Source organism: Pseudanabaena sp. BC1403, assembly GCF_002914585.1.
Classification (GTDB): Bacteria; Cyanobacteriota; Cyanobacteriia; order Pseudanabaenales; family Pseudanabaenaceae; genus Pseudanabaena.
Genome location: NZ_PDDM01000007.1, coordinates 137,228 through 162,802 on the forward strand (window position 1 = coordinate 137,228; position 25,575 = coordinate 162,802).

Here is a 25,575-nt window from a genome sequence, read left to right on the forward strand (position 1 = left end):
CTTTTCCACAAAAATTAAGACCATTGATCCTAAAGGAAAACAGACGATATTGGTGGAAAACTGAATGTATTGGCTAGAATCTACACTAGCGTTCAACAACCGAGCCTGTGGTACAAATACTCGAAAATCCCTTACGGGTTGGTTTACAGCAAGAAAGAACACCTGAACCTCTGATCCTTGTGATCTTTGGTGCGTCGGGTGATTTGACTATTCGCAAGCTAGTTCCAGCGATCTATCATCTTAAACAGCAGCGTCGTTTACCGCCAGAACTCACAATTGTGGGTGTGGCTCGAAGACCTTGGAGTCATGACTACTTTCGTGAACAAATGCGTGATGGCGTTGAAAAGTTCTCAGTGGGTATTGGCGCTGAAGCAATTTGGCAAGATTTTGCTGAAGGCTTATATTACCAATCCCTCGATATGAGTAATCTTGAGGATTATAAAAAGCTTGATGAATTTCTAAGTCAAATTGACAAAGAAAGGGGTACTCGCGGTAATCGAGTCTTTTATTTAGCCGTTTCACCCAATTACTTTCCCGATGCGATCGAGAAGTTGGGGCAAGCTGGGATGATCAAGAACGCCAAAAAAACTCGACTTGTAATTGAGAAACCCTTTGGGCGCGATTTGTCATCATGTCAAGATCTCAACCGAATAGTTCGGAATGCTTGTGACGAAAAACAGATTTATCGGATTGACCATTATTTAGGAAAGGAAACCGTTCAAAATCTTTTGGTGTTGCGATTTGCCAATGCGATTTTTGAACCACTATGGAATCGCCAGTTTATCGACCATATCCAAATTACGGTTGCAGAAACCGTTGGTGTTGAAGATAGGGCTGGTTACTATGAAAACTCTGGGGCGCTCAGAGATATGTTGCAAAATCATTTGATGCAACTTTTCTGCTTGACAGCGATGGAGCCACCCAATGCTATGGATGCGGACTCTCTGCGAAATGAAAAAGTGAAGGTGATTCAGGCAACCCGACTAGCTGATACTCGCCGATTAGAGCGATCATGTGTGCGAGCGCAATATAGCGAGGGGTGGATGAAAGGTAAACAAGTGGAAGGCTATCGCCGTGAACCTAATGTGAATCCTGAGTCCTTAGTGCCAACATATGTGGCAATGAAGTTTGAAGTGAATAACTGGCGTTGGCAAGGTGTTCCCTTCTATTTGCGAACTGGTAAACGGATGCCCAAAAAAGTCAGCGAAATTGCGATTCAGTTTCGTGATGTGCCTTATTTACTGTTTCAGTCTGCGGCAAAGCAGGTCTCACCAAACGTATTGACACTTAGGATTCAGCCCAATGAAGGTGTTGCCCTGAAGTTTGAGGCAAAGATGCCAGGAGCTGATCTGCGATCGCGTTCGGTGGAAATGGACTTCGGCTATGGCAAAACCTTTGGTATCGAAGGCTCCGATGCTTATGATCGCTTGTTGCTAGACTGTATGTTAGGCGATCAGACTCTCTTTACACGCGGTGACGAAGTGGAAGCTGCTTGGAAAGTGGTGACACCCGCGCTTACTGCATGGGAAATGCCTAATGATCCCAGCGTCGTGCCTCAATACGAAGCAGGAACTTGGGGACCATCTGAAGCCGAACAACTGATCGAACGTGATGGACGACAGTGGCGACGACTGTAATCAATTACGAATTGGGGAATTACGAATTACGAATTAATAATTTTTCAATTCGTAATTTGTAATTTGTAATTCGTAATTCCCCCTCCCAATTCGTAATTTGCAAATCCCAAATCCCAATCCCTAACTCGTAATTTTCATGAATACGCAAGCAACTTCCGTTGTATCTTTGCAAGCTCCCAAAGATGTATCGGTATCTCAAGTCGAAGCAGAGCTAAGCAAAATCTGGCTGTCCTATGGTGAAAATTCGGCTGCTCGTGCTACCACTTTTAATCTTTTGGTGTACGAACCAGAAAATATGGATGTGGTATCACGAATGGCTTCTGTTGATGCGATCGTTTCTCAGAGTCCGTGTCGAGTAGTCGATTTGGTAACTCTGAATGAAGAAGATCAAGGCATATCCGCACAGGTCGCTGCCTATTGCCCGATTCAAAAAAGTCGTAGCTCTTTGGTTTGCGGTGAATACATCACCCTAACTGGCGCAAAACGAGCATTCGATCGCGTACATAGTATTCTTCCAGAATTATTGATCCCCGACCTACCTGTATTCTTGTGGTGGAAAGACAGCCCTGCCCCGAATACACGCATGTTTGAGAAGCTGGTTAATTTAAGCGATCGCTTAATTATGGACTCAGCCACGTTTGCCAATTCTGAGTCAGATTTACTCAAAGTACAAGGGATGATTCAAGCAAGTACGCAAATTGCGGACTTGAATTGGCAACGACTTGGTCCTTGGCAAGAGCTTACTGCTCAAGCATTTGACCAACCCGATCGCCGTGCAGCTGTTTGGGAAATTGATGGGATCACCATCGACTACGAACGTGGCAACAGCACCCAAGCTCTAATGTTTCTCGGCTGGATCGCCAGTCGTCTCGAATGGGAACCAGTTGAACGCAGCTCTGAAGGTGGCGATTACGATATCCAACATATTATTTTTGAAGGTCGCAACCACATCAAAGTTAAGGCTGAATTAGCAGCAATTCCCATTGGCGATGTTGGTGAGGTAGTTGGAGATCTCATTGGTTTACGCTTGACAGCCTCTAATCAAAATACGGACGCTTGTAACGTATTTTGCTCAGAATCTACAGGCTGTATGCGAATGGAAGCTGGTGGCGGAGCGCAAAACTATCGCGTTCATCAAGTATCGCCTTTGTCCGATCAAAGTGCTGATACGCTTCTTGGACAACAATTGCAGCGTTGGGGGCGAGAAGCTCTCTATGAAGAAAGTCTTGCACTAGTAGCAAAAGTACTAGCACTATAAAAAAAGGCTCGCCAGTGCGAGCCTTTTTTATTAAAATTCTTCGATTTCTAGTTGCCCGACAATAAAGGCGACACAGCCAAAAGCACAGGTAATTGGTAGGGGATTTTTTAAAATGAAACTAAATATGGATGCTAGACAAGAAATTGCGATCGCGGCAAATGTCCAAGTCCTCTCGTCATCGCTCATGCCTTTGGCATTTTTTATCTTGCGAAGGGTGTCATTCGGGATTGGTAATGGCATCACAGAACTTGGCGGGAAAGCCCAATAATTGCAGCAACGTTCAACAAATAGGTCAGTCCAACCATTTTCCTGACACCATTCATCAATCCATTCATCCCGAAAACGCTTCATATGCCCAAATCATCAGTAGTTCTGTAAAAGAGAAACATGAGCGGCGCTTGAGTGCTACTCATGTTTCTTTTACCTAGATTAACAGGATATCTATATGATTGGGGCATTCATTACAAAAACTTAAAGGAAACAAAAAACGGCGCAAAGCGCCGCCTTTTGTTTATTGTTTTGAAAGTTATATATCCGTAATTTTTGCCTTTTATTTTATGGCGACTTCGGTGTGGACATCCGCGATCGCCTCAACTTTACTGGAACCATTCACGCCACGAATTGTGTCAAAAGTACCCTTGATAAAACCTGCGATCGGTACAGCAACTAATAGCCCCAAAACTCCATTGAGCTTAAAGCCAATATCTAGAGAAATTAACATCCATACTGGATTTAACCCTGTTAACTCACCGACGATACGAGGACCCAGTACATTCTCCACAATTTGAATAATTGCCACAGCGACTAGTAAAACCTTGACACCAAGCCAGAAATTCTGTAAGGCGATCAATAGGCTAACGGTGATAATCGTGCTAGAGCCGCCAAGGGGAATTAAACTAGCAATGCCAATACCGAAGCCAAAAAGCTGGGCAAGGGGAACTCCTAAGATTAGCATGGCTGTAGTTTGCAAAATACCAAGGATTGTCGCTAAAGTAACCTGTCCAACAATAAAGCGCTCAAAATTGCGGGGCAGTAAATTGCGAACTTGATCATTCCATTTCTGGGGTAGCCAACTTAATAAGCCATTCCAGAGGAATTCACCACGGATGACAAGAAAAATCGAAAATATCAAGGTCAAAAAGATATTTACCAGACTGCCGATCGCTCCAAAGACAATGCTAAAAAGTTGAGTTGTTAGCGATCGCAGAACACCCGTTAACTTTTCGATTACTTGATTGAATGTGCCACTAATATCAATTGGTAATTGCTGCGCGATCGCCCAAGTCTCAAAAATTTGCAACTGTTGCTGTCCCGACTTAATCCATTCAGGTAGTCGGACGATAAGTTCATTCGCCTGCGCCAAAATCAAAGGCACTAGAAAAATTGCTAACGTCCCTAGTACCATGAAAAATATGAGAATTACCAATCCCGCAGCAATACCACGCTTGACTTTCAATTTGATCAGAAAGCGAATGGGATAATCTAGCAAAAACGAAATCACTGTTGCTGTGATGAGAATACTGACCAATGGCTGTAATTCTCGACCAAGCAATAGCAATAACCACCCGTTTAGAAAAATTAACGGGAATGTTAAGCCCAGTGAAAACCAACGAGGCAACTTATTGAGGGTCTCAATCATACGAAACAATGTGAAGCGCTAGGTATCTACTTAAAATTGTGCGCTAAAAGTGTTGGTTAAAACACAAATTCACTAAAATAAAGAATCAATTTTTGGTGGCGCGGCAAAACCGCGCCACCAAAAATTGATTCTTTATCCTAGATAAGCCTTACGGACTCTTTCATCAACTAATAAATCCGATGCTTGCCCCTCAATTGTAATCACTCCCGATTCCATTACATAGCCGCGATTAGCATGTTGTAAAGCTAATGTGGCATTTTGTTCAACCAATAAAATTGTTACTCCATCTTCATTAAGGCTAACAATGGTTTTAAAGATTTCTTTCACAATTTGCGGCGCTAGGCCCAAGCTAGGCTCATCTAGTAATAGCAACTTGGGGCGACTCATCACTGCACGGGCGATCGCTAGCATTTGCTGTTCGCCACCGCTCAATGTCCCTGCTAATTGATCGCGTCGTTCACCGAGCCTCGGAAAAATCTGAAATTGCTTTTCGATATCTGCTTTAATCCCCCAGCGATCGCTTCGCAAAAATGCTCCTAGCTCCAAATTATCCAGCACAGTTTGTCTTGCTAATACTCGCCGCCCCTCTGGGCTATGGGCAATCCCAATTTTGACTATTTGATCTGGTCGTAGATTGGTAACGTTTTTGCCGTTATAAATAATCTGTCCCGATCGCTGTGAAACAAGACGAGAAATAGTGCGTAAAGTGGTCGTCTTACCTGCGCCATTAGAGCCAATCAAAGTCACGATTTCGCCTTCATTGATGGTTAAACTCACGTCTTGCAGAGCCTGAATCCCTCCATAGTTAACGCTTAGATTGTTAATGTCTAACACTTAATAATTTCCTCCTACGCTGTAAAATCTTACCTATAAATCGACATTAACTCTAATTTTCTATTTAAAGTCATCCTAAATTAAACATCACTTCAAAGTTCAATTTATACCATTAATGAAATTCAGTATATTTTTAACATCAATTTTTATCATCTTAGGATTTATTCTTTGTACAGCCATTGCCATCATTATAAATCCACATATTTTCACAAGCTTTTTCTCTAACTCTCCCACCAAACTTTTTTATGATATTGAGCATTATTCAAATTTAGCAATACATCAAACTTGTAATGCATTTTATCCCCTATGGCCGTGGCTAATTAACAGATTAGTAAAACCTCAAACAGTAGATGATGCTGCATTATATTTTCGTGTTTTTAGTAGCTTATTATCATTGATGAGTATTCCCCTATTTTTATTTCTGCTATTACAAAATATCAAAAGCTATAAAATAATATCTTTAGTTGCAGTGCTCTATGCAATGAATCCTCTTTCAGTCTTCAGAATGATTGGTTATACAGAAGGGATTTTTTCTTTTTTAAGCCTGCTTTTTTTAATTATTCTAAGCAATTTTAAATTAACCTCAAAAACACCTATTAAAAAGGTTAAATCAATTTATCTATTGATACTTATATTTATTTTGTCTTTGTTGCTTTCATTAACAAGACCTTTTCTTATACAAGCTGCATTTGCTTGTGTATTTGCATTGGTCTCAATTTTAGTAATAAATAGATTTCAGAATAGTATAGACTCTTTAAAAATACTTAAAACCTATGGCATAGTAACCCTAATAATTTGCCTTGGTGCTGCTGTTGGTTATTGCATCTATGGATATTATTGCTTGGAATCAAGAGGAGATTTTTTTGCCCCTTTTCATGATCAGAAAAATTGGGGTAAACAATTAGGACTTTATCCTCATTTATTTTTTATCCCATTAACTTATGCTGATTTTATATCAATATATTTGCCATTTATAGTATTAATTACATCATGGCTAATTTCTATCTCCACTAATATTAGAAAACTAACTTTTGTCATTCCAAAGGTTTGGCAATGGATATTGCTTTTTGCTTATCCACCAGCTTTTTTAGCATTCTATGGCTCTGACTTTAAAAGAGGTAATTTTTCAAACAAAATAAATAATTTAAGTGGTATTAACTTAACTCATACAGCCAACAATCTATCCACTAGTTATACATTTTGGTTTTGTGTATACTTTGCTCTAATACATACAGTTATTATTGTTTTTAGTGATCAAAAGTTAACTAGCTTAAGACGTTTTATATTTGGAACTCCTTATTTCTTTTTTGCGATCGCCTATATAAGTCAATGTTTTCCATCGCGAAAAGTGAGTAAATTGCTTTTGTGGATACTAGGAATATCAAGTATATGGTTAGTGCAGTATTGGTTAGACTATGCTAACGGTGTTTGGATTGGCTGATTAATCAATAAAAAAGCACCCCGTGCGGGGTGCTTTTTTATTAGGCTTTCCAGTTAATCCAGTCTTGAGGCTTCAAGAATGTTTCATTCAGTTCAGCTTCAGGAGTATTTGGCTCAGGGTGATAGTCATAGTCCCAACGAACTAGGGGAGGTAAAGACATCAGAATTGATTCGGTACGACCATTGGTTTGTAAACCGAAGATTGTGCCACGATCGTAGACAAGATTAAATTCTACATAGCGTCCGCGACGGTATAGTTGCCATTGCTTCTCGCGATCGCCATATTCCATATTGCGGCGACGATTTGCGATCGGAGTATAGGCTGGCAAGAAAGAATTACCACAGCTGTTAACAAAGGCGAAAATCTCTTCCCAAGTACGAGGTACATCACCGACTTCGTCACTCATTACTTGAGCGGTTGTTGAATCATTACTGTTTTTGTAAAGTCCATCTTCACCATTTTGATAGTCAAAGAAAATACCACCTACGCCGCGAGTTTCACCGCGATGCTTGAGGTAAAAGTAATCATCACACCATTGTTTGAACACAGGATAGTAGTGAGGATTATGGCGATCGCAAGCAGCTTTAAGTGTTGTGTGCAAATGCTTTGCGTCTTCGCCAAAACCATAATAAGGAGTGAGATCAAGTCCACCGCCAAACCACCAAATTGGACCAGCTTCAAAATAGCGATAGTTAAGATGAACCGTTGGTGCATAGGGATTCTTAGGATGTAGCACCATCGAAGTCCCAGTCGCATAAAATGTTTCGCCTGCAACTTCTGGGTGATGGCGCAAAATAGCTGGGGGCAACTGGGAGCCAAATACCTCAGAAAAATTTACGCCGCCCTTATCAAAATAGTCACCATCAGTAATTACACGAGATCGTCCGCCGCCGCCTTCTGGTCTCTCCCATTGATCTTGCTTAAACGTTGCTTTGCCGTCTAGTTCTTCTAAACCTTGGCAAATGTTGTCTTGCAAGCCTTGCATGAACTGTTTCACGCGAGCCTTAGAGTCAACAGGAACTTTGAGTAAAACCTTACTAGGAGCGACAGGGGCGATAGTCATAATCGTTTCGTATTAGTTTTCAGAGGTTGGAATTAAAATTTTTATAAGAGTTTGTGAGCTTAAAGAGTCTCAGCCTGCGGCTGAGACTCTTTAAGCTCATTAAGAATTGCTATATCACTGTTAAATACTTTACATTTAGTCTGTGTTGACTGGGGCAAATGTAAAGCATTGTGTAGCAAAATATCGCGATCGCTAACTCGTATCATAAAGTCAGCGCTTCGCGCTGACTTTATGAAAATTCCAACGATGCTAGATCTGCCAGAACAATTTCTAACTTTGCAAACACCACGATTGATTCTTCGTAAATTGGAGATCACTGATGCTGCGGATATTTTTGCCTATGCTCATGATCCAGAAGTAAGTACTTACACTTTATGGGAAGCGCATCAGTCAATTAATGAGACTTATGAATATTTAAACAATTTTGTTTTTAAAATGTATCGCGATGGGACAGGAATGACTTGGGGAATAGTAGAAAAGGGAAGCAGCAAATTAATTGGAACTTGTGGCTTGCATGTTACACCTGTTCATCGAAGGGCAGAGCTAGGATACACACTGTCAAGGGATTATTGGGGTCAAGGCTTGATGCCTGAGGCAGTAAATGTGGCGATTACTTTTGGCTTTCATGTGATGCAATTACTCAGAATTCAAGCTTATTGTGCTGTAGAAAATATAAGCTCGGCAAGAGTTCTAGAAAAATCAGGAATGCAGTTTGAAGGGATTTTGCATAATTATGTTTTCACGAAAGAGCGTCCTTGGGATGTAAAGATGTACGCAATTACGCGATCGCATGATTTCTAAAAAAGCCCTCGCTAAGCGAGGGCTTTTTTGATGATTAGTCAAAACCAAGTAGGTCAAAAATTTCGCGATCTTTTAGAGGTTGAGCGTAAAGAGGCTCAGCATTTTCCAGCATACCTTTAGCAAGCTTCAGATATTCTTGCTGTACTTCTAACACTTCAGGATCAGGATCCATTTCAAATACAGTACATTTCTTCAATCGACTACGGCGGATGGCATCAACTGTGCGGAAGTGCGCTAAGGTTTTCAATCCAACGCGATCATTAAATTTGTCGATTTGATCAGTTCCTTCGCTACGGTTGGCGATAATACCGCCCAAACGCACGCGATAGTTTTTCGCTTTAGATTGGATTGCAGCGACGATGCGGTTCATTGCGAAGATAGAGTCAAAGTCATTGGCGGTGACGATCAAGCAGTAATGAGCATGTTGCAATGGCGCAGCAAAACCACCACAGACCACATCGCCCAATACATCAAAAATCACGACATCAGTATCTTCAAGTAGATGATGTTCTTTAAGAAGTTTAACAGTTTGACCTGTGACATAGCCACCGCAACCAGTTCCTGCGGGTGGACCACCAGCTTCAATACACATCACGCCGTTATAGCCTTCAAACATGAAGTCATTAGTTTGAAGTTCTTCAGAATGGAAATCAACGGTTTCGAGCACATCGATAACTGTGGGAACCATTCTCTTTGTGAGAGTGAAGGTGCTGTCATGTTTGGGATCACAACCGATCTGAAGTACACGCTTACCGAGATGAGAGAAAGCTGCCGATAAATTAGAAGAAGTGGTGGATTTGCCGATGCCACCTTTACCGTAGACAGCAATTACCAAAGCCCCTTCAATCACCATCCCTGGATCTTGATGGACTTGGACGCTGCCTTCGCCGTCTTCACATTTAGTAATTGATGGTGGATGTGCGGTTAAAACTGCCAAAATAGACTCCTATTATTAATAATTAACTGTTTATTTGAAGTTTGCTGCTACGCACCAAACTTCATTTATGTTTCTATTGACCAATCTGAGCTTTTGCATCGTAGAGAGTTTCTACGGTGATCGAAGTGATGCCGCGATCGCTAGCAAATTTCTCAGTATTACGCTTGATTTTGCCGCGAACAAAGAAGGGAATCTTCTTCAACTCAGCTTCACCATCAGCACTCCAAGTAATGCCCTCAATTGCTTGAGCGATAGGTGTAAGAACGGCTTGATTAGAGTTGTTTGTTGAGGCGATCGCATGATCAGTAGCGACTGATTCACTAGGTAGATCACGACGAGATTCTTGTGATGGGGCAGTATGCAAATGGCTCATATGACCTTCTGCAAACTCGAAGTCCTCTTTGAACATTCCAATCAAATGCTCTTCTAGACCCATCATCAAAGGATGTATCCAGCTATCAAAAATCACATTTGCGCCTTCCCAGCCCATTTGTGGTGAGTAACGAGCAGGTACATCTTGAACATGGATTGGTGCAGAAATTACCGCGCAAGGGATACCCAAGCGTTTGGCAATATGTCGTTCCATCTGAGTGCCAAGCACTAGTTCTGGAGCGGCTTCAGCAATTTTAGTTTCCACTGCCAGATAGTCATCACTAATCACGGCTTCAATTCCATGCTTCTTGGCAACTTCGCGTACTTCCCTCGCGAACTCTCGGCTGTAGGTTCCAATACCAACGAGGGTAAAGCCTAATTCTTCAGTTGCCATCCTTGCTGCCGCCAAAACATGGGTCGCATCACCAAAGATGAATACACGCTTGCCTGTGAGATAGGTGGAGTCAACTGATCTGGAATACCAAGGTAGTCTCGAAGCGCCCACTTCGGCTGCCGATGATACCCGTGCTGCATCCCAATTACCCAAAGTATCAGCATGCGATCGCGCTAGAGCTTGACTAACATCGATATCAGCAACTTTGCCAATTTCAGTAATAAAGTCGCGAGTCGCTCCGACTCCGATAGGAACGGTTTTAATAATTGGTTGTCCAAAGCTACGGCTGAGCCAAGTACAAGTTGTCAGTGCAATTTCAGGATAAAGACAAATATTAAAATCTGCATTTGGGATCCGCAGCAAGTCATCGGGTGTTGATCCCATTGGCGCAACGACATTCACATCTACGCCGATCTCCGCCAATAACTTGATCACTTCACGAATATCATCACGGCATCTAAAGCCTAATGCAGTTGGACCAATTATGTTCGCTTTTGGACGGATATTGGGATCGCGTTTAGGACGTGGCGTATTTGGGGCTGGGACAACTGGTAATAGGAGTGTCCGAACTAGATGATACAGAGTTTCGCTTGCTCCCCAATTTTCTTTCTTAGAATAAGCGGGCAGTTCCAGACTTACAACTGGGATCGGCAGCCCCATGCTTTTGGCTAAGCCACCTGGTTGATCTTGAATTAACTCAGCTGTGCAACTTTCGCCAACGAGCATGACTTGAGGCTTAAATCTGTCATAGGCTTCGCGCACAGAAGTTTTAACCATTTCAGCCGTGTCACCACCAAGATCGCGAGCTTGAAAGGTGGTGTAAGTTACAGGCGGACGGCGATCGCGACGCTCAATCATCGTAAACAGCAAGTCGGCGTATGTATCGCCCTGCGGCGCATGAAGAACATAATGGACACCTTCCATTGCAGTGGCAATTCGCATTGCCCCCACATGGGGAGGGCCTTCGTAAGTCCAGAGAGTCAATTCCATAAGTTACTTCGATGAGTTTAGGTTACAAAAGCATAGTTAAGTAGGAACGCGAAGCGCTCCTACTTAACTACACTGTTAATCTTCTGCGTCGCTCAAGCGGGCGAGCAAACAATTCAGCAAGGTCGGCAGCTTGGTCATACCCATGAATCGGTGAAAACACTAATTCGATTGACCATTTGGTAGCCATGCCTTCAGCTTCGAGAGGGTTGGCAAGTCCTAGACCACAGACTGTAATATCGGGACGAGCTTCCCGACATCGATCTAGCTGCTTCTCTACATCTTGTCCTTCTGATAGGACAGTTCCCTCAGGCAACAGGGCAATTTCTTTGTCCATCAACAGGCGATCAATATAGGGCATTCCCACCTCGACAAGTTCCATGCCACATTCTCTTGATAGAAAACGAGCTAAAGGAATTTCTAGTTGTGAGTCTGGGAATAAAAATGCTTTACGCCCTGTCAGCGCTTGACGATAGCGTTCTAAAGCTATTTTGGCTCGTTTGACAGGAGGCTCGATCGCATCTTCAAAAACTTTGCTATCGACATTCCAAGCATCTGCCGCTGTTTTAAGCCATGCTGTCGTCCCTTCGATCCCTAACGGATATGGTGATGGCAACAAAGTTGCGCCGCGAGAAACGAGCGATCGCACCGTATCGCTTAAAAATGGCTGGGCAAGCAATAATTTTGTACCTTTACCCACTGGTGGCAGATTAGCCGCACGGCGAGGAGGAAAGAAATAAACTGGGCCAATACCCATTTTGTCAAACAGTCGGCGAAATTGATCTTCTACCACATCCGCCAGACTACCAACCACCATTAGCCCAGCTTCATCGCTGCGAGGTAATACTGGAACCATAGACCCCAGACAGGCATCTTCACCTTGGGTAAATGTTGTTTCAATTCCGCTGCCAGAATAATTGAGAATCCGAACTTTTGGAAAGAAACGTGTACTAAGTCTCTCTGCGGCTTTGGCAAGGTCGAGCTTAATTACTTCAGAGGGACATGATCCCACCAAAAACAACGTGCCAATATCTGGGCGACGTTCGAGTAGTTGATCGACAACGCGATCGAGTTCTTCATTGGCATCCGCCAGTCCAGCAAGATCTCGTTCGCCGAGAATTGCAGTACCAAATCTTGGTTCGGCGAAAATCATTACGCCTGCTGCTGATTGGATTAAATGGGCGCAGGTACGAGAACCGACTACCAGAAAAAAAGCATCCTGCATTTTGCGATGTAGCCAAACGATCCCCGTCAAGCCACAAAACACCTCTCTTTGTCCCCGTTCCTTAAGTACGGGAATATCAGCAGTAATTTTGACAGGTAATTCCGTGCAAGGCTCTAGAGCCATGTTTTGCTCTCCTTTTGGGCTAAATCCCTAGTTTTTTCTTAAAAGGCTATGTCCTAATTTTTATAGGGCTAGCCGATGTCTGCTGTAAAAGTGCGCGATCGCAACGCGATCAATAAATTAATTCTCTTTACTATATTTAGTAAAACCAAGAGACTGGGTAAAAAGTTGCAAAGGTTTACAGGAGTATAAGGATCTACAATCCTTAATTATGGCAATTCTATGGGGATCGCAAGTAAATATACTTATTACAAGCTTGCTCAGAACTTCTATGGCTTGCTCATCAGCACAAAATAACCGTAACTAAATGCTAGATTTTTGGACAAAAACCAGTGGGACTTGGATTAATGTTTTGGCAATCGCCTTCGGAACATTTTTAGGGCTAATCTTGCGTGGACGATTCCTGTCTCAGGTTTTACCAATTCTCAAACAAGCGATCGGACTTATTACCATGTTTGTCAGCCTTAATATGGCTAATAGCCTGCTTAAAGTTAAAGCAGGTGCTCTTGACGGCGTGATCTTGTCACTGATTTCGCTAATTATTGGCGGCATAATCGGAGAGTTAGGACAAATTGAGAAGCGATTAGAATCAGTTGGTGATTGGCTAAAAGCGAAATTTAAAGGCAAAGGTAAATTTACTGAAGGGTTTGTCGCTGCAAGTCTATTATTTTGCATTGGACCGATGGCAATTATCGGCAGTCTCAATAATGGGCTGAGAGGCGATGATAATCTTTTGGCGCTCAAGTCAGCTCTGGATGGGTTTATTTCAATTGTATTTGCTAGTACTTACGGGATCGGTGTTGGTTTTTCGGCTTTGCCCGTTGCCCTATATCAAGGCAGTATGTCGCTTTTAGCAGGAAATTTAGCTCAAAGCTTACCTGATCCAGCTAATGCCCCATCGGTCTTAATTATCACTGGTGTCGGTGGCTTGATGTTGTTGGGACTGGGCTTAAATTTATTAGAGCTAGCCAAGGTAAGGGTTGCGTCTTTTTTGCCAGCTTTAGCGATCGCGCCTTTAGTGTACTGGCTTGCAGATAGTCTCAAATAACTAAACAAGCGATCGCTTAAGCTAAAACAAAAAAGCAGACATGTCGCAAAGCGACATGTCTGCTTTTTTGTTTTTAGATTGCTATAATTAGTACAAGCTCCTCTGTGGCGTGCGTGACTACCGATAATGTTCTTGATCGATAATTGTTTTCTAGGAGTCTTTGGCAGTCTTCGCCGCAGTATACCAGACACGCATCTGGGAACTTAAGTTAGGCGTTGCGCCTCGGCTCCACCTGGTTTTACCGGGTCAAACAACTGAGGTAAGACGGCGTTGCGGAGGGGTGATAAAGTTTTTTTAAAAGTGTCTCTGTGCAGGGCACAGAGACACTTTTAAAAAAACTTTATTCAAATGCTTGCAATTACATGAAACCATGCTATATTAGCTAAGCGAAACAACGCGGGGTAGAGCAGCCTGGTAGCTCGTCGGGCTCATAACCCGAAGGTCGATGGTTCAAATCCGTCCCCCGCCATTTAACAAAAAACTCAATAACACAATAAAAAGATAAGCCACACTAAGTGTGGCTTATCTTTTTATGAGTTTGTAATACTTCTAAATAGATATCCAACCACAACACCAATAATCAAAGCCCAAATTTGACCAGATTTTACAAAACCATCCCAACCTTTTCCTAAGTCACCCATTACATCTTGCTTAAATTGTTGGGCAAGTAAATCCATGTTTATATGCGAATGCAGATCGGCGATATTGAAATGTATATTGCTAGAGATATCGATCGCGGAAAGATGAAACGATAAGTCAGCGCTAGTCATACTAGTCACTAAATGCTGGGCTTGGGCTAAGTCAAACATAATATTTTAGTTTTGGGTTAATTTACTAGAGCTTTATCTTTGATATGCAGAACGACGAGGGTCATGTCATCAGTATGAGTATGCCCTTCTCCAATAAAGTTTTGCACTTCTTGGAAGATGTAGTCAAGAATCATCTGTGGGCGTGTCACATCATCGGAAAGAGGAAAACAATTCTGACATGCCCAGTCTAAAGCTTTACGAAGGTTTTCTTCATCAAAGCGATCACCTTCTGGATTTGCCGCCTCTGTGAAGCCATCAGTGTAATAGATGACGACATCGCCTGAATTGAGATGAGTACTACTTTCTTCATATTTAGAGCCAGCTTCTAAGCCAATTAAAGCTCCCATCGTGTCAAGAGCATGTACAGATCGGGTCTTGGCTCGCCAATGTAATGCAGGGGTATGAGCAGCATTACTAAAAGAAAGAATTTGGGTTTCGGGATCGTATTCCGAATAAAACATGGTCACGAAGCGATGGGATTTCTCTAGATCCTCGTACATCACCTCATTGAGATGTTCCAAAATTTTACTGGGAGAATGATTATTTAATACCTCTGCTCGTAACATGCCCCTTGTCATGGTCATGATTAAGCCTGCGGGGACACCCTTACCCATAACATCGCCAACGACAAAGCTCCAGCGATCGCCTTTTTGCATCGGGATGAAATCATAGTAGTCTCCACCAACTCGACTAGCAGTAGAACACTTAGCAGAGATCTCAATACCTTGAATTTTAGGACAGTTGCGTGGTAAGAGTTGGCGTTGAATTTCTGCGCCAATCTCCATCTCGCGATCTTGACGCTCTTTTTTGATTAGTTCAGTTGTGAGTTCATGATTTTCTAAACCCACAGAAGTTTGATCGGCGACTAGGCGCATCAAAGTGCGCTTATTATCTGTCCATACATAATCGGGCTTGCGGCTAAATATATAAAGACGACCGCGCACCGCATTTTTGACTAAAACCGATGTGCCGTACAAATGTACATCTGCACCTAGATAGCGGCTGACCATTTCATCAAGCGCGGTTGGACTACCTGTTAATACTTGTTGTATAGCACGTTCGATCGCAGTTCTTACTTGTTGCGCTTTCATGCCGCCTTGATTGCGCTCAGGACAATGCAGAGACTCTAGGCGCATCTGCCCACTCGCTTTAAACAAAATTAGCGCACCACCATCAGAGTCAGTTACCCGACTGGCGATTAGGGGAATTAATTCTAAAAATTGGTTGAGATTACTAAAGCTGCGGAGAGCGTAACCCAAAAAGCTAAGCAGCTCATGGATTTTGTTTTGATCCTGACTCATCCGTCTGAGCAGGTCTTTGAGATCTTTCATCACCATCACAGACGTATTGTCTATGTCTTGTGATGGGAGTGATCTATTTCTAGGTGGCAATGATAGAGACATACCAATGCTGCAACGCTAGGTGGTTTGAACAAAAGCTAATTTAGTCAAACAGTGTAGCCTGAGTGGGACAAAAATTAACAAGCGATTTCAGTAATTTTCCAAAAGAGTTTTAATGGCGCTTCACGTCGCTAAAAAAAATCGGCATACTTAAAAGCTCAAAGCCAAAATCTTTACATCCCACGCAGCGGGCGATACAGATTTTTGGGCTTTACCTGTATAGCTGTCGCCAATAGTACTAGGGCATAAAGCCCAATAATTGATAGGCGGCGCTCCGCTCCGCCTATCAATTATTGGGCTTTGATTTGTCCCAAGACAAGTGACTGTAGCTATAACCTAGCTAATTAAAACTAGTTACTTAATAAAGCTTCGACAAATTCGTAGCTAGAGAATGGTCGCAAGTCTTCAATACCCTCACCAGCGCCGATAAATCTAATGGGCAGACCAAGTTGTTGCACTACTGCGATCGCTACACCACCCTTCGCTGTGCCATCTAATTTCGTCAGAATCACACCCGTAATCCCTGCGGATTGAGCAAAGATTTCAGCCTGTTTAAGTCCATTTTGTCCGAGTGTAGAGTCTAGAACCAGCAAAGATTCGATTTTTGTATCGGTAGATTTTTTATCGATAATGCGGCGAATTTTGCTGAGTTCGTCCATTAGATTTTTCTTGTTTTGCAATCTGCCTGCGGTGTCTACTAGTAGTAATTCAGTGCCTCTGGCTTGGGCTGCCGAGATCGCATCAAAGACCACAGCAGCGGGATCAGCATTTTGGGCTGGGTTACAAATTACGTCTACGTTAGATCTTTTTCCCCAACTCTTGACTTGCTCAACTGCCGCAGCGCGGAAAGTATCGGCAGCAGCGATCAGGGTTTTATAGCCAGACTTCACACTGAGATGAGAAAGCTTACCAATGGTCGTGGTTTTACCTGCTCCATTTACACCTGTAATCAGCCAAATATTCAGTTGGTTTTTTTCAGGGATCAGCATCGGAATTGGCTCGCCACCTTTTTGTCCAGACGAATCAAGCATCTCACGCAAAATTTGTTTGAGATAGGCGATCGCTTCTTCAGGTGGTAAAACTTCTTTGCGAAGCTTGTCTTGCAGCTTGGAAATAATTTGGTCAGTTGCCTTTACCCCAACATCTGCCTGCAAGAGTAAGGCTTCAATATCATCAACAGAGTCAGCACTCAGAGGCCCCTGTCCAACGATCGCCTTTAGTTGATTGACTAGAGACAAACGAGTTTTGTCTAAGCCTTGACGTAGGCGATTGAGCCATGTGATTTCTTCGACGGAGATTTCTTCGGGACGACGACCTTGTGAGGCGAGAACTTCGGCTGACCAGATGAAATCATCATCAAATTTGATGGTCGCTTTTCGTCTGGATTGAACTGTGGGTTTAACTTCTGGCTCTGGCTCAACGATCGCGGTAGCTTCAAGGACAGCGATGCGGGCAAGGCGATCGCTTTCTGACTGCATCCAAAAAGGCAATGCTTCAGGCTCAGGGGTAATTGCTTCTGGGGAAACAACTTCGGCGATCACAGATTCAATCGCAGGTTCAACTGATGCAGGAACTTCAGTGATTGTTTCTGGAGATATTTCTAAAGGAGACTCAGCCTCAATTAATGGAGCTGGAGTTGCAAATGACTCAGTAATGTCTAGCTGAGATTCAACAATTGCAGGTTCGTCAACCTGCAATTCAGGGGCAATAACTTCATGCTCACTAATTTCTAGAGTAACATCTGCTTCTATAATCTCAGGCTGATCAATTTGTGACTCAGCAGCCTTGACCTCTGACTCACTAGTGTCTGGTAAAGATTCGACCATTTCAAGATCAGCAATCTTTGCTTCTGGCTCAGTAATTTCTGGCTCTGGGGTTTCAGCTTCAGATGCTTTTTCCTCAGCAACTTCTGCCTGTTGCTGTACATTGGCATAGGCTGCCTTAGCCCAATTTAATAAATCTTGAGATGCTGGCGATGCGATCGGGCTAGGCTCGTCAACAGTTTTAGATTCAGGCGCTTTTTCTTCAGTTTGGGCTGGCTCTACAGGTTGATTAGTTGCATCTTTGTCATCATCAAACTTTCGCCGAAACCAGTTAAACACCATACTAATAACCTCGCGCAATGCCTCAATCTACAACAAATTCAATAATAGTTTTAGAAAGCGCTAAGCTTTCTCTGAAACTACTATTGAGTCTATTATCAGCTTACTAAGATAGTTTACGGTGTCTGGGTTATTAGCACTGAATCAGATCTAGACGGTTTTCCGAAGTCCATAAAAAAAGAAGCGACGCAAAGCGTCGCTTCTTTTTTTATGGGTTTATTTCTTTTTGATATCTTTTGCCATGTTTAGGAAGATATCCATGCTCGAATCTACACGAGTATTGAGTTTCTTTGGCTCAAATGTAGATTGAGGAATTGGCTCAGAAGACTCATTGTTCTTGGGCTCAATTTTAGAATCTTCTACTTTTTCAGTTGCAGTGAAGGCACTTGTAATTTCAGCACCCTTAACCCCATTAACGGTGGGGAATGTCTTTCTGACAGCTTTGGGTGTCCGCATGTAGTCAATGTCACCAAAGGTTTTTGCCGAGTCTTGATCTAGGAAGAAAGAAGATTCCGTATTTTCAGATTTATCTTTTTTATCCTTTTTGCCAAATAAACCGAAAAGAGCCATGTATTTATACCTATTTTTCTAAAATCTGGTCGAATTTGTCTTTATATTACGTTGTGTAACATTTTAGCAACATATAGCGCCATAGAGATCGCGATAATGTTCAACAATAAAAAAAGCAGCACGTTGTGCTGCTTTTTTTATTGACGACGCAAAGTTCTTACTTAGTTACAACCTGTAGTTAGCATTGTTAATGCGCTCACGTCCCATGGATTCATCAGGCTTTTTCAGAGTGAACTTGTCAGCATTTGACTTGATCAGTTCTTTTTGCGATTCATTTAATCCAGCAATTTTTAGTACGTCATCTAAAGAGTTGTAAGGCGCATTTTCGATGATGATTCGCCCCAAGGTGGGATACATACCACGTACTTGACGAAAAGTGTTGATATTAGCGTTATTCAGGTCGATTTTGCTAAGATCTTGCGTGTAAAAATTGGTAGTAGGTAATTCTTCGGCAAATGCAGCGTTACTGCCAAAAGAACCTAAAAAGCCAGTTGTCAAAATTGACGCGATCGCCACTAATAAAACAGAAAAGCGTATAAGTGCTTTCATGCCTAAAATCTCTCTATTAAAAAAATAATTTATTCACTTTCGAGATTAGCAGAAAATTGGAAACCCAAAGCCTTAGGTCTTGCAAATAGAGAATATGTAAACAATTATCTCTATTTGTTAACATTTCTTTATAATCATTAAATCCTTTCCAATTCAATTAAATATTCTTAATACCTTGCCCTGCAACGATCCCAGTCGGATTCTAAAATTTATTGTCATTGGCTAGGTTTAAGTAACTATAAACAACTACAGAGTCGGTAAGTGACCATAGGTAAAATGACTGTCTAGAAAATGGGTGGGTTATTACAACGGTTACTTTTGAATATGTTAAGTCTCGAAAACTTCCCTTGGCTCACGTTTATCATTGCCTTCCCCATAGTTATGTCCCTCGTGGTTGCCTTTGTGCCAGACAAAGGTGACGGCAAAACCATTCGTTGGTTTGCACTCGTAGTTGGACTGATTGACTTTGCGGCGATCGCCTATGCCTTCTGCACAAAGTATGACTACAGCAACCCCAACCTCCAGCTCGTTGAGAGCTATGCATGGGTTCCACAACTGGGGCTAAATTGGTCAGTGGGCGTTGATGGACTCTCGATGCCTTTGGTATTGCTGACTGGATTTATCACCACATTAGCAGTCTTGGCATCCTGGCCTGTCACCCTGAAGCCGCGCTTATTTTACTTTTTATTGCTATCAATGTACGGCGCACAAATTGCCGTATTCGCTGTACAGGACATGTTGCTGTTTTTCCTAACATGGGAATTAGAGCTAATCCCTGTCTACCTCTTGCTATCAATCTGGGGGGGCTATAAGCGCCTATATGCCGCCACAAAGTTTATTCTTTACACTGCGATCGGTTCACTGTTTATCCTTGTGGCTGGTTTGGCGATGGCATTTTATGGCGACACCGTTACCTTTGATATGGCGGCACTTGCTCATAAAAACTATCCTCTTACCTTCCAACTGCTAGCCTACGGTGCATTCTTGATTTCCTATGGGGTCAAGTTACCGATTTTTCCTTTGCATACATGGCTACCTGATGCTCATGGTGAAGCAACAGCACCAGTTCACATGCTGCTCGCTGGCATTTTGCTAAAAATGGGTGGTTATGCTCTGATGCGGATGAATGCGGGCATGTTACCTGAAGCCCATGCTTACTTTGCCCCGATCCTAGTAATTCTGGGGATTGTGAATATTATTTATGCGGCGCTTACCTCTTTTGCTCAGCGCAGTCTCAAACGCAAAATTGCATATTCTTCGATCTCACACATGGGATTTGTTTTGATCGGTTTAGCCTCATTTACCGATCTTGGTACTAGCGGTGCAATGTTGCAAATGATTTCGCATGGACTAATTGGCGCGAGCTTATTTTTCCTAGTCGGCGCAACTTACGATCGCACTCATACTTTGATCCTTGATGAAATGGGCGGTGTCGGTCAGCAGATGCCAAAAATCTTTGCGATGTTTACCACTTGCTCTCTTGCGTCTCTAGCTTTGCCAGGGATGAGTGGTTTTGTGGCGGAGGTGATGATTTTTGTCGGTTTTGCCACTAGCGATGCCTATAGCGGCACGTTTAAAGTTATTGCTCTATTGCTGATGGCAGTGGGTGTGATTTTAACTCCCGTATATTTACTTTCAATGCTGCGTGAAATTTTCTACGGTAAAGAAAACACTGAACTTACATCCCATCAAAATTTAGTGGATGCAGAACCTCGTGAAGTATTCATCATCACTTGTCTGTTGATTCCAATTATTGGGATTGGCTTCTATCCCAAAATCGTGACTCAAATCTATGATTCGACTACGACTCAGTTAGCGACAACTCTACGTAATGCGGTTCCTGCCCTAGCTAATAAACGTGATAACAAACGTTTGGCAAGTCTACAGGCTCAAGCTGCACCAAGTTTAAGCAAATAGAAAAAGAAGGCTCGCTAAGCGAGCCTTCTTTTTTTTGTATAAGAGGCGGCGAAAAGCGCCGCCTCTTATACAAATTCACAAAAGTGTGGCAACACTTTCGTGAATTAAAAGCCAAACCCAGTAAGGGTTTTAAAAGCACAAAATGGCTACGCCATTTTGTGCTTTAGTATTACTCTTTAATTTTTTGAAAGAAGTCTCGCTTAGCGAGGCTTCTTCTATTTTGCGAGAGGCGGCGCGAAGCGCCACCTATTGTCTTTTGGGTTTTGAGTAGCTTTTTGTCAAGCATTGCTAAAAACCAAGATAAAATCTTAATTTAGTTGCAGCAATTTATTTTAAAATCCCGATCGCATGATTTTCCCTGAGTATTCTGACTTTATTGAGCTTGCTAAGCAGGGCAACTTTGTACCTGTGTATATGGAACTGGTTGCGGATCTTGATACGCCTGTTTCGGCTTGGTATCGTGTATGTCAAGGTCAACCCTATAGCTTTTTATTAGAGTCAGTCGAGGGCGGCGAGAGACTTGGGCGTTATAGTTTACTGGGCTGCGATCCACTATGGGTATTAGAAGCTAGAGGCGATCGCACCACACAGACATTTCGTGATGGCACGATGAAAGAGTTTGTTGGGAACCCGTTTCAGCATTTAAATAATTGCCTTGCATCGATTAAACCTGTGCATTTACCTGAGTTGCCGCCGAGTTTGGGTGGATTGTTTGGTTATTGGGGATATGAATTAATTAATTGGATCGAGCCAAAAGTACCTGTTTATTCTTGCCATGAGGGGGATACTCCTGACGGTGTATGGATGCAGGTAGATAGTTTGCTGGTATTCGATCAGGTCAAGCGCAAGATTTGGGCGATCGCCTATGCGGATTTGAGTAACGGTGAGTCTCCTGAAACTGCGTATAAATCGGCTTGCGATCGCTTGAAGGTGTTGGTGGATAAACTGCGATCGCCACTAGATCGCCAAAAAACCGCAATTACTTGGACAAATCCGCGCTTGCAGCCACCTGTAAGTTATACGAGCAATGTCACCCGTGAGAAGTTTTGCAAAGCTGTAGAACAGGGCAAGGAGCATATTAAGGCTGGAGATGTTTTTCAAGTCGTCCTTTCGCAACGACTAACAACAGAGTTTAAGGGTGAGCCATTTAGTTTGTATCGCTCTTTGCGCGTGGTCAACCCTTCGCCTTATATGGCATTTTTTAACTTTAAGGATTGGCAGCTAATTGGCTCTAGTCCTGAGATCATGGTCAAGGCGGAAGTGATCGATGGAATCTCACGCACAGTTTTACGCCCGATCGCAGGGACAAGACCTAGAGGTGCGACACCTGCGGAAGATGCAGAACTTGCAAAGGATTTGCTAGCTGATCCAAAGGAAGTTGCTGAACATGTGATGCTGGTGGATTTAGGCAGAAACGATCTTGGTCGTGTCTGTAAAAGTGGCACGGTGAAAGTCGATGAGTTAATGTCCATTGAGCTTTATTCCCATGTAATGCACATTGTCAGCAATGTCGTCGGAGAGATTCGTCCAGAGAAAACGGCTTGGGATTTACTTCAGGCCTGCTTCCCTGCGGGGACAGTGAGCGGTGCGCCAAAAATTCGAGCGATGGATATCATTCATAACTTGGAAGGCGATCGCAGAGGAACCTATGCTGGAGCCTATGGTTACTATGATTTTGAAGGTCAGCTAAACACCGCCATCACAATTCGGACAATGGTGACGAAGGATGGAACTGCAAGCGTTCAGGCGGGTGCTGGTGTGGTTGCCGATTCTGATCCTGAGAAGGAATATCAAGAAACCTTGAATAAAGCAAAGGGAATGTTGGAGTCTCTGCGCTGTTTGGGATAGTGAATAAATGAGAATGCGATCGCTCAAATCTATTAGTTGAGATTAATGGCGATCGCATTTATCCGATGCAATTAATGGCAAAACATCCAGTTTTGTTGAGGTAAAATCAAATCATCTAAGTTTGGAATAAGCATAAATCTAGCATCATGACCTTTGAAGAAATGCAAGCTGTTATTGCAGGTATGTTGCAAGTACAGCGAAATTTACAAGAAAGCCAACTTCGCGATCGCGAAGATATTTTGCTATTGCGCGAGGATATCTTGCTATTGGTTGAGCAAACTAAACAGGTTTCGAGCGTTCAGCGCAATTTACAAGAGAGTCAAATACGCGATCGTGAAGATATAGAACTATTACTTGAGAAGTCTCGGCAGCAGGAAAGAATGGTCGATCGCTTAGTTGGCTATAGTATTTCGTTTGAGTCTGACAAGATGGATTTAGAGCAGAGACTAACGGAACTAGAACGCAAAAGAGCAGAAAGAGATAAATAGCGAACACTAAATTTATCTCTTTGATGATTAGCGATCGCTGTTTGTAACATGGCTTAATCAACTCTTGCGGATATAACTATGATTTTAATAAGCGATCGTTTAAATCTATCTTCGGTTGAGAGTAAAGGATTGATCATTATCATTAACATAAAGCTAGAGTTTCATAGTCTCAACATACCAATCTTGAATTGATAAACCTGCTGTTTCAATTGCTCTATGACAAAGGCTATAGATATTTTTAGCTGAAAAGTTGGATTCAAAGTAAACACCATTTTTCAATTGTCTTGGACTTCTAAAAGTCGTTTGCTCCCATGCTAACAAACGAGGAAATTGTTCCATAATTTCTTTGAAATGCTCTGGCTCAAGATCTGCTAGTAAATTAAGTGTGGTTTCTAGAACCTCACGCCAGCTTTTTACAGAATATTCTTCTCCAAACATACGAAGCAACTTAGGAGTACTTCCCGTTATATAGCTTTTTTTATCTTGCTGAAGAGAATCATCTCCAAAGTATTGCCATATATTTATGATTGAATCTGCTAATTTCTCAGCTCTAAATTCAATATCTTCTCTGCGCCATGTGTTTAGATTTTGGAAGTACGAATTTAATTCTAAATGACTATTTTGATATTCTTTTTTCTTGGTTAGAAAATCAGAATTAGAAAGTTCACCATTGTAAGCTGTAAGAGTCAAATTGCCAATTGTATGAATGAATAAATCATAGGTAATTTGCCAGTCCTGCCCTAGTCTATCTTTCCAAACATCACTTAAGGTTTGAGGCATAATATGTTCAATCGTCAGGTTGTCGAAACTAACTTGCTCTCTATGCCTGAAAGATTCTTCAAGTGATTCTAGGATAAGCTTTGCCTTTTCAGTACGATTGCTGCCATACATTTTTACATCTAGCAGTCTTTCTCTAAATTCCGCGTCCTTTGGATAGTCTTTAGTCTGCAAAACTATTTTAACTCTCTCAACAAATGAGTCAGATGCAATATCAACCTCTTTGGCAACTTGTGAATATAATAATGCAAAGATTCGGTTTAGCCCCCTCGTTTGAACATTGCAAACAAATCTGCGAAGCAGGAAATTTTCTAAAACTCGAAAAACTTCAACAAATTCATTTTCGGATATTCGCAGTTGCTTCCATTCATCATAGCAATTCAATAGAAATGGATAGACAGTTGCAACTTCTAATCGATTGATTCGTATTAAATGCTTTCTGATTTTTAAATTACTTTCTCTTTCTGGAGATAGCAGTCGAGAATAATAGTCGGCAAACTTATATAGATCTTGTAAATGTGATAATGCATCACTCTGGCTAATTTTTTCCTTAAGTTGAAAGTAGATGTCACTTTGTTTAACATCAATTCCATGTTTAGTTAGATAATGTCGAATATATTCCGTTAAATTTTCTCCAAGCAAATCTTGCATTGGTTGCCAATATTTTGTATAGATTGAATCCTGCTGCTCTATATGAATTCGCATAAAGAAATAGTTGCGAATCAAATCGGCTTGAGTCAAAGCTCTTCCCTTGGCGTTTAAGCTTTCAAACACAAGATAGGGATCATCATTAGCACTAAGAACAACACTAACAATGGAGAGACTACTACAGATGATTTTCTGAAGTTGTTGCAAATCAATATTGAATTGCTTGATTTTCTTAAAGAAAAACGAATAACATTCAAGGATTGAGCTATTTATAATTAGCTCATCACCTTGAATCAATTTATGGAATATTTCTCGGTCAACTTGTGTTGGTTGCAGTTTAAAGTAATCTACGCCATCTTCGTGAAGATTAGTTAAAATAGCATCAATTTTTGCCGATAATTTACTTTCCTCTGAGCGCATTGCATGATCTCGCAAAGCACAAAGCAAAATGAAAATAGTTGTTAATCTTTGTTGTCCATCAATGAGTAAGTATTTACTCACTCCTTCAGGTATGGAATTAGTAGGCATCGTCACGATCGAACCCATAAAATGAGTTCGTGGGGTTTCCAACTCACATAAGTCTATAAGATCATCCCAAAGCATTTGCCATTCTGATTTCTTCCAGCTATAGGGACGCTGAAACAAAGGTACAACATACTGTTTAGTTCCCTCAATAATTTGTTGTAACTTTGTTTCTGATGCCTGCATAAA

21 protein-coding genes, 1 tRNA gene and 1 other RNA gene are annotated in these 25,575 nt (G+C 42.0%); 10 read left to right on the forward strand and 13 right to left on the reverse strand.

Annotated features, from left to right (window positions below; all coding sequences use genetic code 11):
* The first annotated feature begins 107 nt into the window (after positions 1-107).
* Both zwf and opcA read left to right on the forward strand, forming a co-directional pair.
* Positions 108-1,637, forward strand: a complete 1,530-nt coding sequence (gene zwf / locus CQ839_RS08760) for a glucose-6-phosphate dehydrogenase (RefSeq protein ID WP_103667894.1) — start codon at positions 108-110, stop codon at positions 1,635-1,637.
* 136 nt (positions 1,638-1,773) lie between these two features.
* Positions 1,774-2,895 (forward strand): glucose-6-phosphate dehydrogenase assembly protein OpcA, encoded by a 1,122-nt coding sequence (gene opcA / locus CQ839_RS08765; protein WP_103667895.1) that lies wholly within the window; start codon positions 1,774-1,776, stop codon positions 2,893-2,895.
* A gap of 30 nt (positions 2,896-2,925) precedes the next feature.
* Here the strand turns inward: opcA and CQ839_RS08770 are convergent, their stop codons facing one another.
* The 3 genes from CQ839_RS08770 to CQ839_RS08780 form a co-directional block, all read right to left on the reverse strand.
* Entirely contained in the window at positions 2,926-3,246 is a 321-nt protein-coding gene (locus tag CQ839_RS08770) for a hypothetical protein (protein ID WP_103667896.1), read from the reverse strand.
* A gap of 199 nt (positions 3,247-3,445) precedes the next feature.
* Positions 3,446-4,534 (reverse strand): AI-2E family transporter, encoded by a 1,089-nt coding sequence (locus CQ839_RS08775; RefSeq protein ID WP_103667897.1) that lies wholly within the window; start codon positions 4,532-4,534, stop codon positions 3,446-3,448.
* Between the two features lie 132 nt (positions 4,535-4,666).
* Positions 4,667-5,368, reverse strand: a complete 702-nt coding sequence (locus CQ839_RS08780) for an ABC transporter ATP-binding protein (protein ID WP_103667898.1) — start codon at positions 5,366-5,368, stop codon at positions 4,667-4,669.
* A gap of 115 nt (positions 5,369-5,483) precedes the next feature.
* Between CQ839_RS08780 and CQ839_RS08785 the strand changes: the two genes are divergently transcribed.
* Positions 5,484-6,809: a hypothetical protein gene (locus CQ839_RS08785; protein WP_146048711.1), complete on the forward strand. Its 1,326-nt coding sequence runs from the start codon at positions 5,484-5,486 to the stop codon at positions 6,807-6,809.
* 40 nt (positions 6,810-6,849) lie between these two features.
* Here CQ839_RS08785 and hemF read toward each other — a convergent pair whose 3' ends face one another.
* A complete protein-coding gene (gene hemF / locus CQ839_RS08790) occupies positions 6,850-7,872 on the reverse strand; it encodes an oxygen-dependent coproporphyrinogen oxidase (RefSeq protein ID WP_103667900.1) in 1,023 nt (340 codons plus the stop codon).
* A gap of 231 nt (positions 7,873-8,103) precedes the next feature.
* On the opposite strand from hemF, the gene CQ839_RS08795 reads away from it, so the two are divergent.
* The gene (locus tag CQ839_RS08795) at positions 8,104-8,673 is read left to right on the forward strand and encodes a GNAT family N-acetyltransferase (RefSeq protein WP_103667901.1); all 570 of its coding nucleotides are present in this window, start codon (positions 8,104-8,106) and stop codon (positions 8,671-8,673) included.
* 34 nt (positions 8,674-8,707) lie between these two features.
* On the opposite strand, the gene bchL is transcribed toward CQ839_RS08795, so the two are convergent.
* The 3 genes from bchL to CQ839_RS08810 form a co-directional block, all read right to left on the reverse strand.
* A complete protein-coding gene (gene bchL, locus CQ839_RS08800) occupies positions 8,708-9,580 on the reverse strand; it encodes a ferredoxin:protochlorophyllide reductase (ATP-dependent) iron-sulfur ATP-binding protein (protein WP_181016150.1) in 873 nt (290 codons plus the stop codon).
* Positions 9,581-9,683: 103 nt separating this feature from the next.
* The gene (gene bchB / locus CQ839_RS08805; protein ID WP_103667903.1) at positions 9,684-11,366 is read right to left on the reverse strand and encodes a ferredoxin:protochlorophyllide reductase (ATP-dependent) subunit B; all 1,683 of its coding nucleotides are present in this window, start codon (positions 11,364-11,366) and stop codon (positions 9,684-9,686) included.
* A gap of 67 nt (positions 11,367-11,433) precedes the next feature.
* Positions 11,434-12,711 carry a ferredoxin:protochlorophyllide reductase (ATP-dependent) subunit N gene (locus CQ839_RS08810; protein WP_103667904.1) on the reverse strand — a complete coding sequence of 426 codons (1,278 nt, stop codon included), beginning with the start codon at positions 12,709-12,711 and terminating at the stop codon, positions 11,434-11,436.
* Positions 12,712-13,015: 304 nt separating this feature from the next.
* On the opposite strand from CQ839_RS08810, the gene CQ839_RS08815 reads away from it, so the two are divergent.
* The 3 genes from CQ839_RS08815 to CQ839_RS08825 all read left to right on the forward strand — a co-directional run bounded on the left by CQ839_RS08815 (position 13,016) and on the right by CQ839_RS08825 (position 14,225).
* The gene (locus tag CQ839_RS08815; RefSeq protein ID WP_103667905.1) at positions 13,016-13,756 is read left to right on the forward strand and encodes a DUF554 domain-containing protein; all 741 of its coding nucleotides are present in this window, start codon (positions 13,016-13,018) and stop codon (positions 13,754-13,756) included.
* A 96-nt stretch (positions 13,757-13,852) separates the two neighbouring features.
* A non-coding RNA gene (gene ssrS / locus CQ839_RS08820) (6S RNA) lies at positions 13,853-14,039 on the forward strand.
* 112 nt (positions 14,040-14,151) lie between these two features.
* A tRNA-Met gene (locus CQ839_RS08825) sits at positions 14,152-14,225 on the forward strand.
* A 61-nt stretch (positions 14,226-14,286) separates the two neighbouring features.
* On the opposite strand, the gene CQ839_RS08830 is transcribed toward CQ839_RS08825, so the two are convergent.
* From CQ839_RS08830 to psbU, 5 genes are all read right to left on the reverse strand, one after another.
* Positions 14,287-14,565: a hypothetical protein gene (locus CQ839_RS08830; RefSeq protein WP_258040671.1), complete on the reverse strand. Its 279-nt coding sequence runs from the start codon at positions 14,563-14,565 to the stop codon at positions 14,287-14,289.
* A gap of 17 nt (positions 14,566-14,582) precedes the next feature.
* Positions 14,583-15,968, reverse strand: coding sequence for a PP2C family protein-serine/threonine phosphatase (locus CQ839_RS08835; RefSeq protein ID WP_103667906.1), 1,386 nt, complete (start codon positions 15,966-15,968; stop codon positions 14,583-14,585).
* Between the two features lie 347 nt (positions 15,969-16,315).
* Positions 16,316-18,070: a signal recognition particle-docking protein FtsY gene (gene ftsY / locus CQ839_RS08840; RefSeq protein WP_103667907.1), complete on the reverse strand. Its 1,755-nt coding sequence runs from the start codon at positions 18,068-18,070 to the stop codon at positions 16,316-16,318.
* A gap of 213 nt (positions 18,071-18,283) precedes the next feature.
* Complete coding sequence (locus CQ839_RS08845; RefSeq protein ID WP_103667908.1) at positions 18,284-18,637, reverse strand: hypothetical protein; 354 nt, start codon at positions 18,635-18,637, stop codon at positions 18,284-18,286.
* Positions 18,638-18,802: 165 nt separating this feature from the next.
* Positions 18,803-19,186 carry a photosystem II complex extrinsic protein PsbU gene (gene psbU, locus CQ839_RS08850; protein WP_103667909.1) on the reverse strand — a complete coding sequence of 128 codons (384 nt, stop codon included), beginning with the start codon at positions 19,184-19,186 and terminating at the stop codon, positions 18,803-18,805.
* Positions 19,187-19,510: 324 nt separating this feature from the next.
* On the opposite strand from psbU, the gene CQ839_RS08855 reads away from it, so the two are divergent.
* The 3 genes from CQ839_RS08855 to CQ839_RS08865 all read left to right on the forward strand — a co-directional run bounded on the left by CQ839_RS08855 (position 19,511) and on the right by CQ839_RS08865 (position 23,439).
* Complete coding sequence (locus tag CQ839_RS08855; protein ID WP_103667951.1) at positions 19,511-21,103, forward strand: NAD(P)H-quinone oxidoreductase subunit 4; 1,593 nt, start codon at positions 19,511-19,513, stop codon at positions 21,101-21,103.
* A 348-nt stretch (positions 21,104-21,451) separates the two neighbouring features.
* A complete protein-coding gene (trpE, locus tag CQ839_RS08860; RefSeq protein ID WP_103667910.1) occupies positions 21,452-22,951 on the forward strand; it encodes an anthranilate synthase component I in 1,500 nt (499 codons plus the stop codon).
* A gap of 146 nt (positions 22,952-23,097) precedes the next feature.
* Positions 23,098-23,439, forward strand: coding sequence for a hypothetical protein (locus tag CQ839_RS08865; protein ID WP_103667911.1), 342 nt, complete (start codon positions 23,098-23,100; stop codon positions 23,437-23,439).
* A 153-nt stretch (positions 23,440-23,592) separates the two neighbouring features.
* Here CQ839_RS08865 and CQ839_RS08870 read toward each other — a convergent pair whose 3' ends face one another.
* The gene (locus CQ839_RS08870) at positions 23,593-25,572 is read right to left on the reverse strand and encodes a DUF262 domain-containing protein (RefSeq protein WP_103667912.1); all 1,980 of its coding nucleotides are present in this window, start codon (positions 25,570-25,572) and stop codon (positions 23,593-23,595) included.
* Positions 25,573-25,575: the final 3 nt, after the last annotated feature.

What these genes read in the sequence shown, in the direction of transcription:
- hemF (WP_103667900.1), bottom strand. Translation starts at nt 7,872, where the DNA reads ATGACTATCGCCCCTGTCGCTCCTAGTAAGGTTTTACTCAAAGTTCCT.
- ftsY (WP_103667907.1), bottom strand. Translation starts at nt 18,070, where the DNA reads ATGGTGTTTAACTGGTTTCGGCGAAAGTTTGATGATGACAAAGATGCA.
- psbU (WP_103667909.1), bottom strand. Translation starts at nt 19,186, where the DNA reads ATGAAAGCACTTATACGCTTTTCTGTTTTATTAGTGGCGATCGCGTCA.
- CQ839_RS08830 (WP_258040671.1), bottom strand. Translation starts at nt 14,565, where the DNA reads ATGTTTGACTTAGCCCAAGCCCAGCATTTAGTGACTAGTATGACTAGC.
- trpE (WP_103667910.1), top strand. Translation starts at nt 21,452, where the DNA reads ATGATTTTCCCTGAGTATTCTGACTTTATTGAGCTTGCTAAGCAGGGC.
- CQ839_RS08865 (WP_103667911.1), top strand. Translation starts at nt 23,098, where the DNA reads ATGACCTTTGAAGAAATGCAAGCTGTTATTGCAGGTATGTTGCAAGTA.
- CQ839_RS08855 (WP_103667951.1), top strand. Translation starts at nt 19,511, where the DNA reads ATGTTAAGTCTCGAAAACTTCCCTTGGCTCACGTTTATCATTGCCTTC.
- CQ839_RS08845 (WP_103667908.1), bottom strand. Translation starts at nt 18,637, where the DNA reads ATGGCTCTTTTCGGTTTATTTGGCAAAAAGGATAAAAAAGATAAATCT.
- CQ839_RS08810 (WP_103667904.1), bottom strand. Translation starts at nt 12,711, where the DNA reads ATGGCTCTAGAGCCTTGCACGGAATTACCTGTCAAAATTACTGCTGAT.
- CQ839_RS08770 (WP_103667896.1), bottom strand. Translation starts at nt 3,246, where the DNA reads ATGAAGCGTTTTCGGGATGAATGGATTGATGAATGGTGTCAGGAAAAT.
- CQ839_RS08785 (WP_146048711.1), top strand. Translation starts at nt 5,484, where the DNA reads ATGAAATTCAGTATATTTTTAACATCAATTTTTATCATCTTAGGATTT.
- CQ839_RS08775 (WP_103667897.1), bottom strand. Translation starts at nt 4,534, where the DNA reads ATGATTGAGACCCTCAATAAGTTGCCTCGTTGGTTTTCACTGGGCTTA.
- opcA (WP_103667895.1), top strand. Translation starts at nt 1,774, where the DNA reads ATGAATACGCAAGCAACTTCCGTTGTATCTTTGCAAGCTCCCAAAGAT.
- CQ839_RS08815 (WP_103667905.1), top strand. Translation starts at nt 13,016, where the DNA reads ATGCTAGATTTTTGGACAAAAACCAGTGGGACTTGGATTAATGTTTTG.
- bchB (WP_103667903.1), bottom strand. Translation starts at nt 11,366, where the DNA reads ATGGAATTGACTCTCTGGACTTACGAAGGCCCTCCCCATGTGGGGGCA.
- CQ839_RS08870 (WP_103667912.1), bottom strand. Translation starts at nt 25,572, where the DNA reads ATGCAGGCATCAGAAACAAAGTTACAACAAATTATTGAGGGAACTAAA.
- CQ839_RS08835 (WP_103667906.1), bottom strand. Translation starts at nt 15,968, where the DNA reads ATGTCTCTATCATTGCCACCTAGAAATAGATCACTCCCATCACAAGAC.
- CQ839_RS08795 (WP_103667901.1), top strand. Translation starts at nt 8,104, where the DNA reads ATGAAAATTCCAACGATGCTAGATCTGCCAGAACAATTTCTAACTTTG.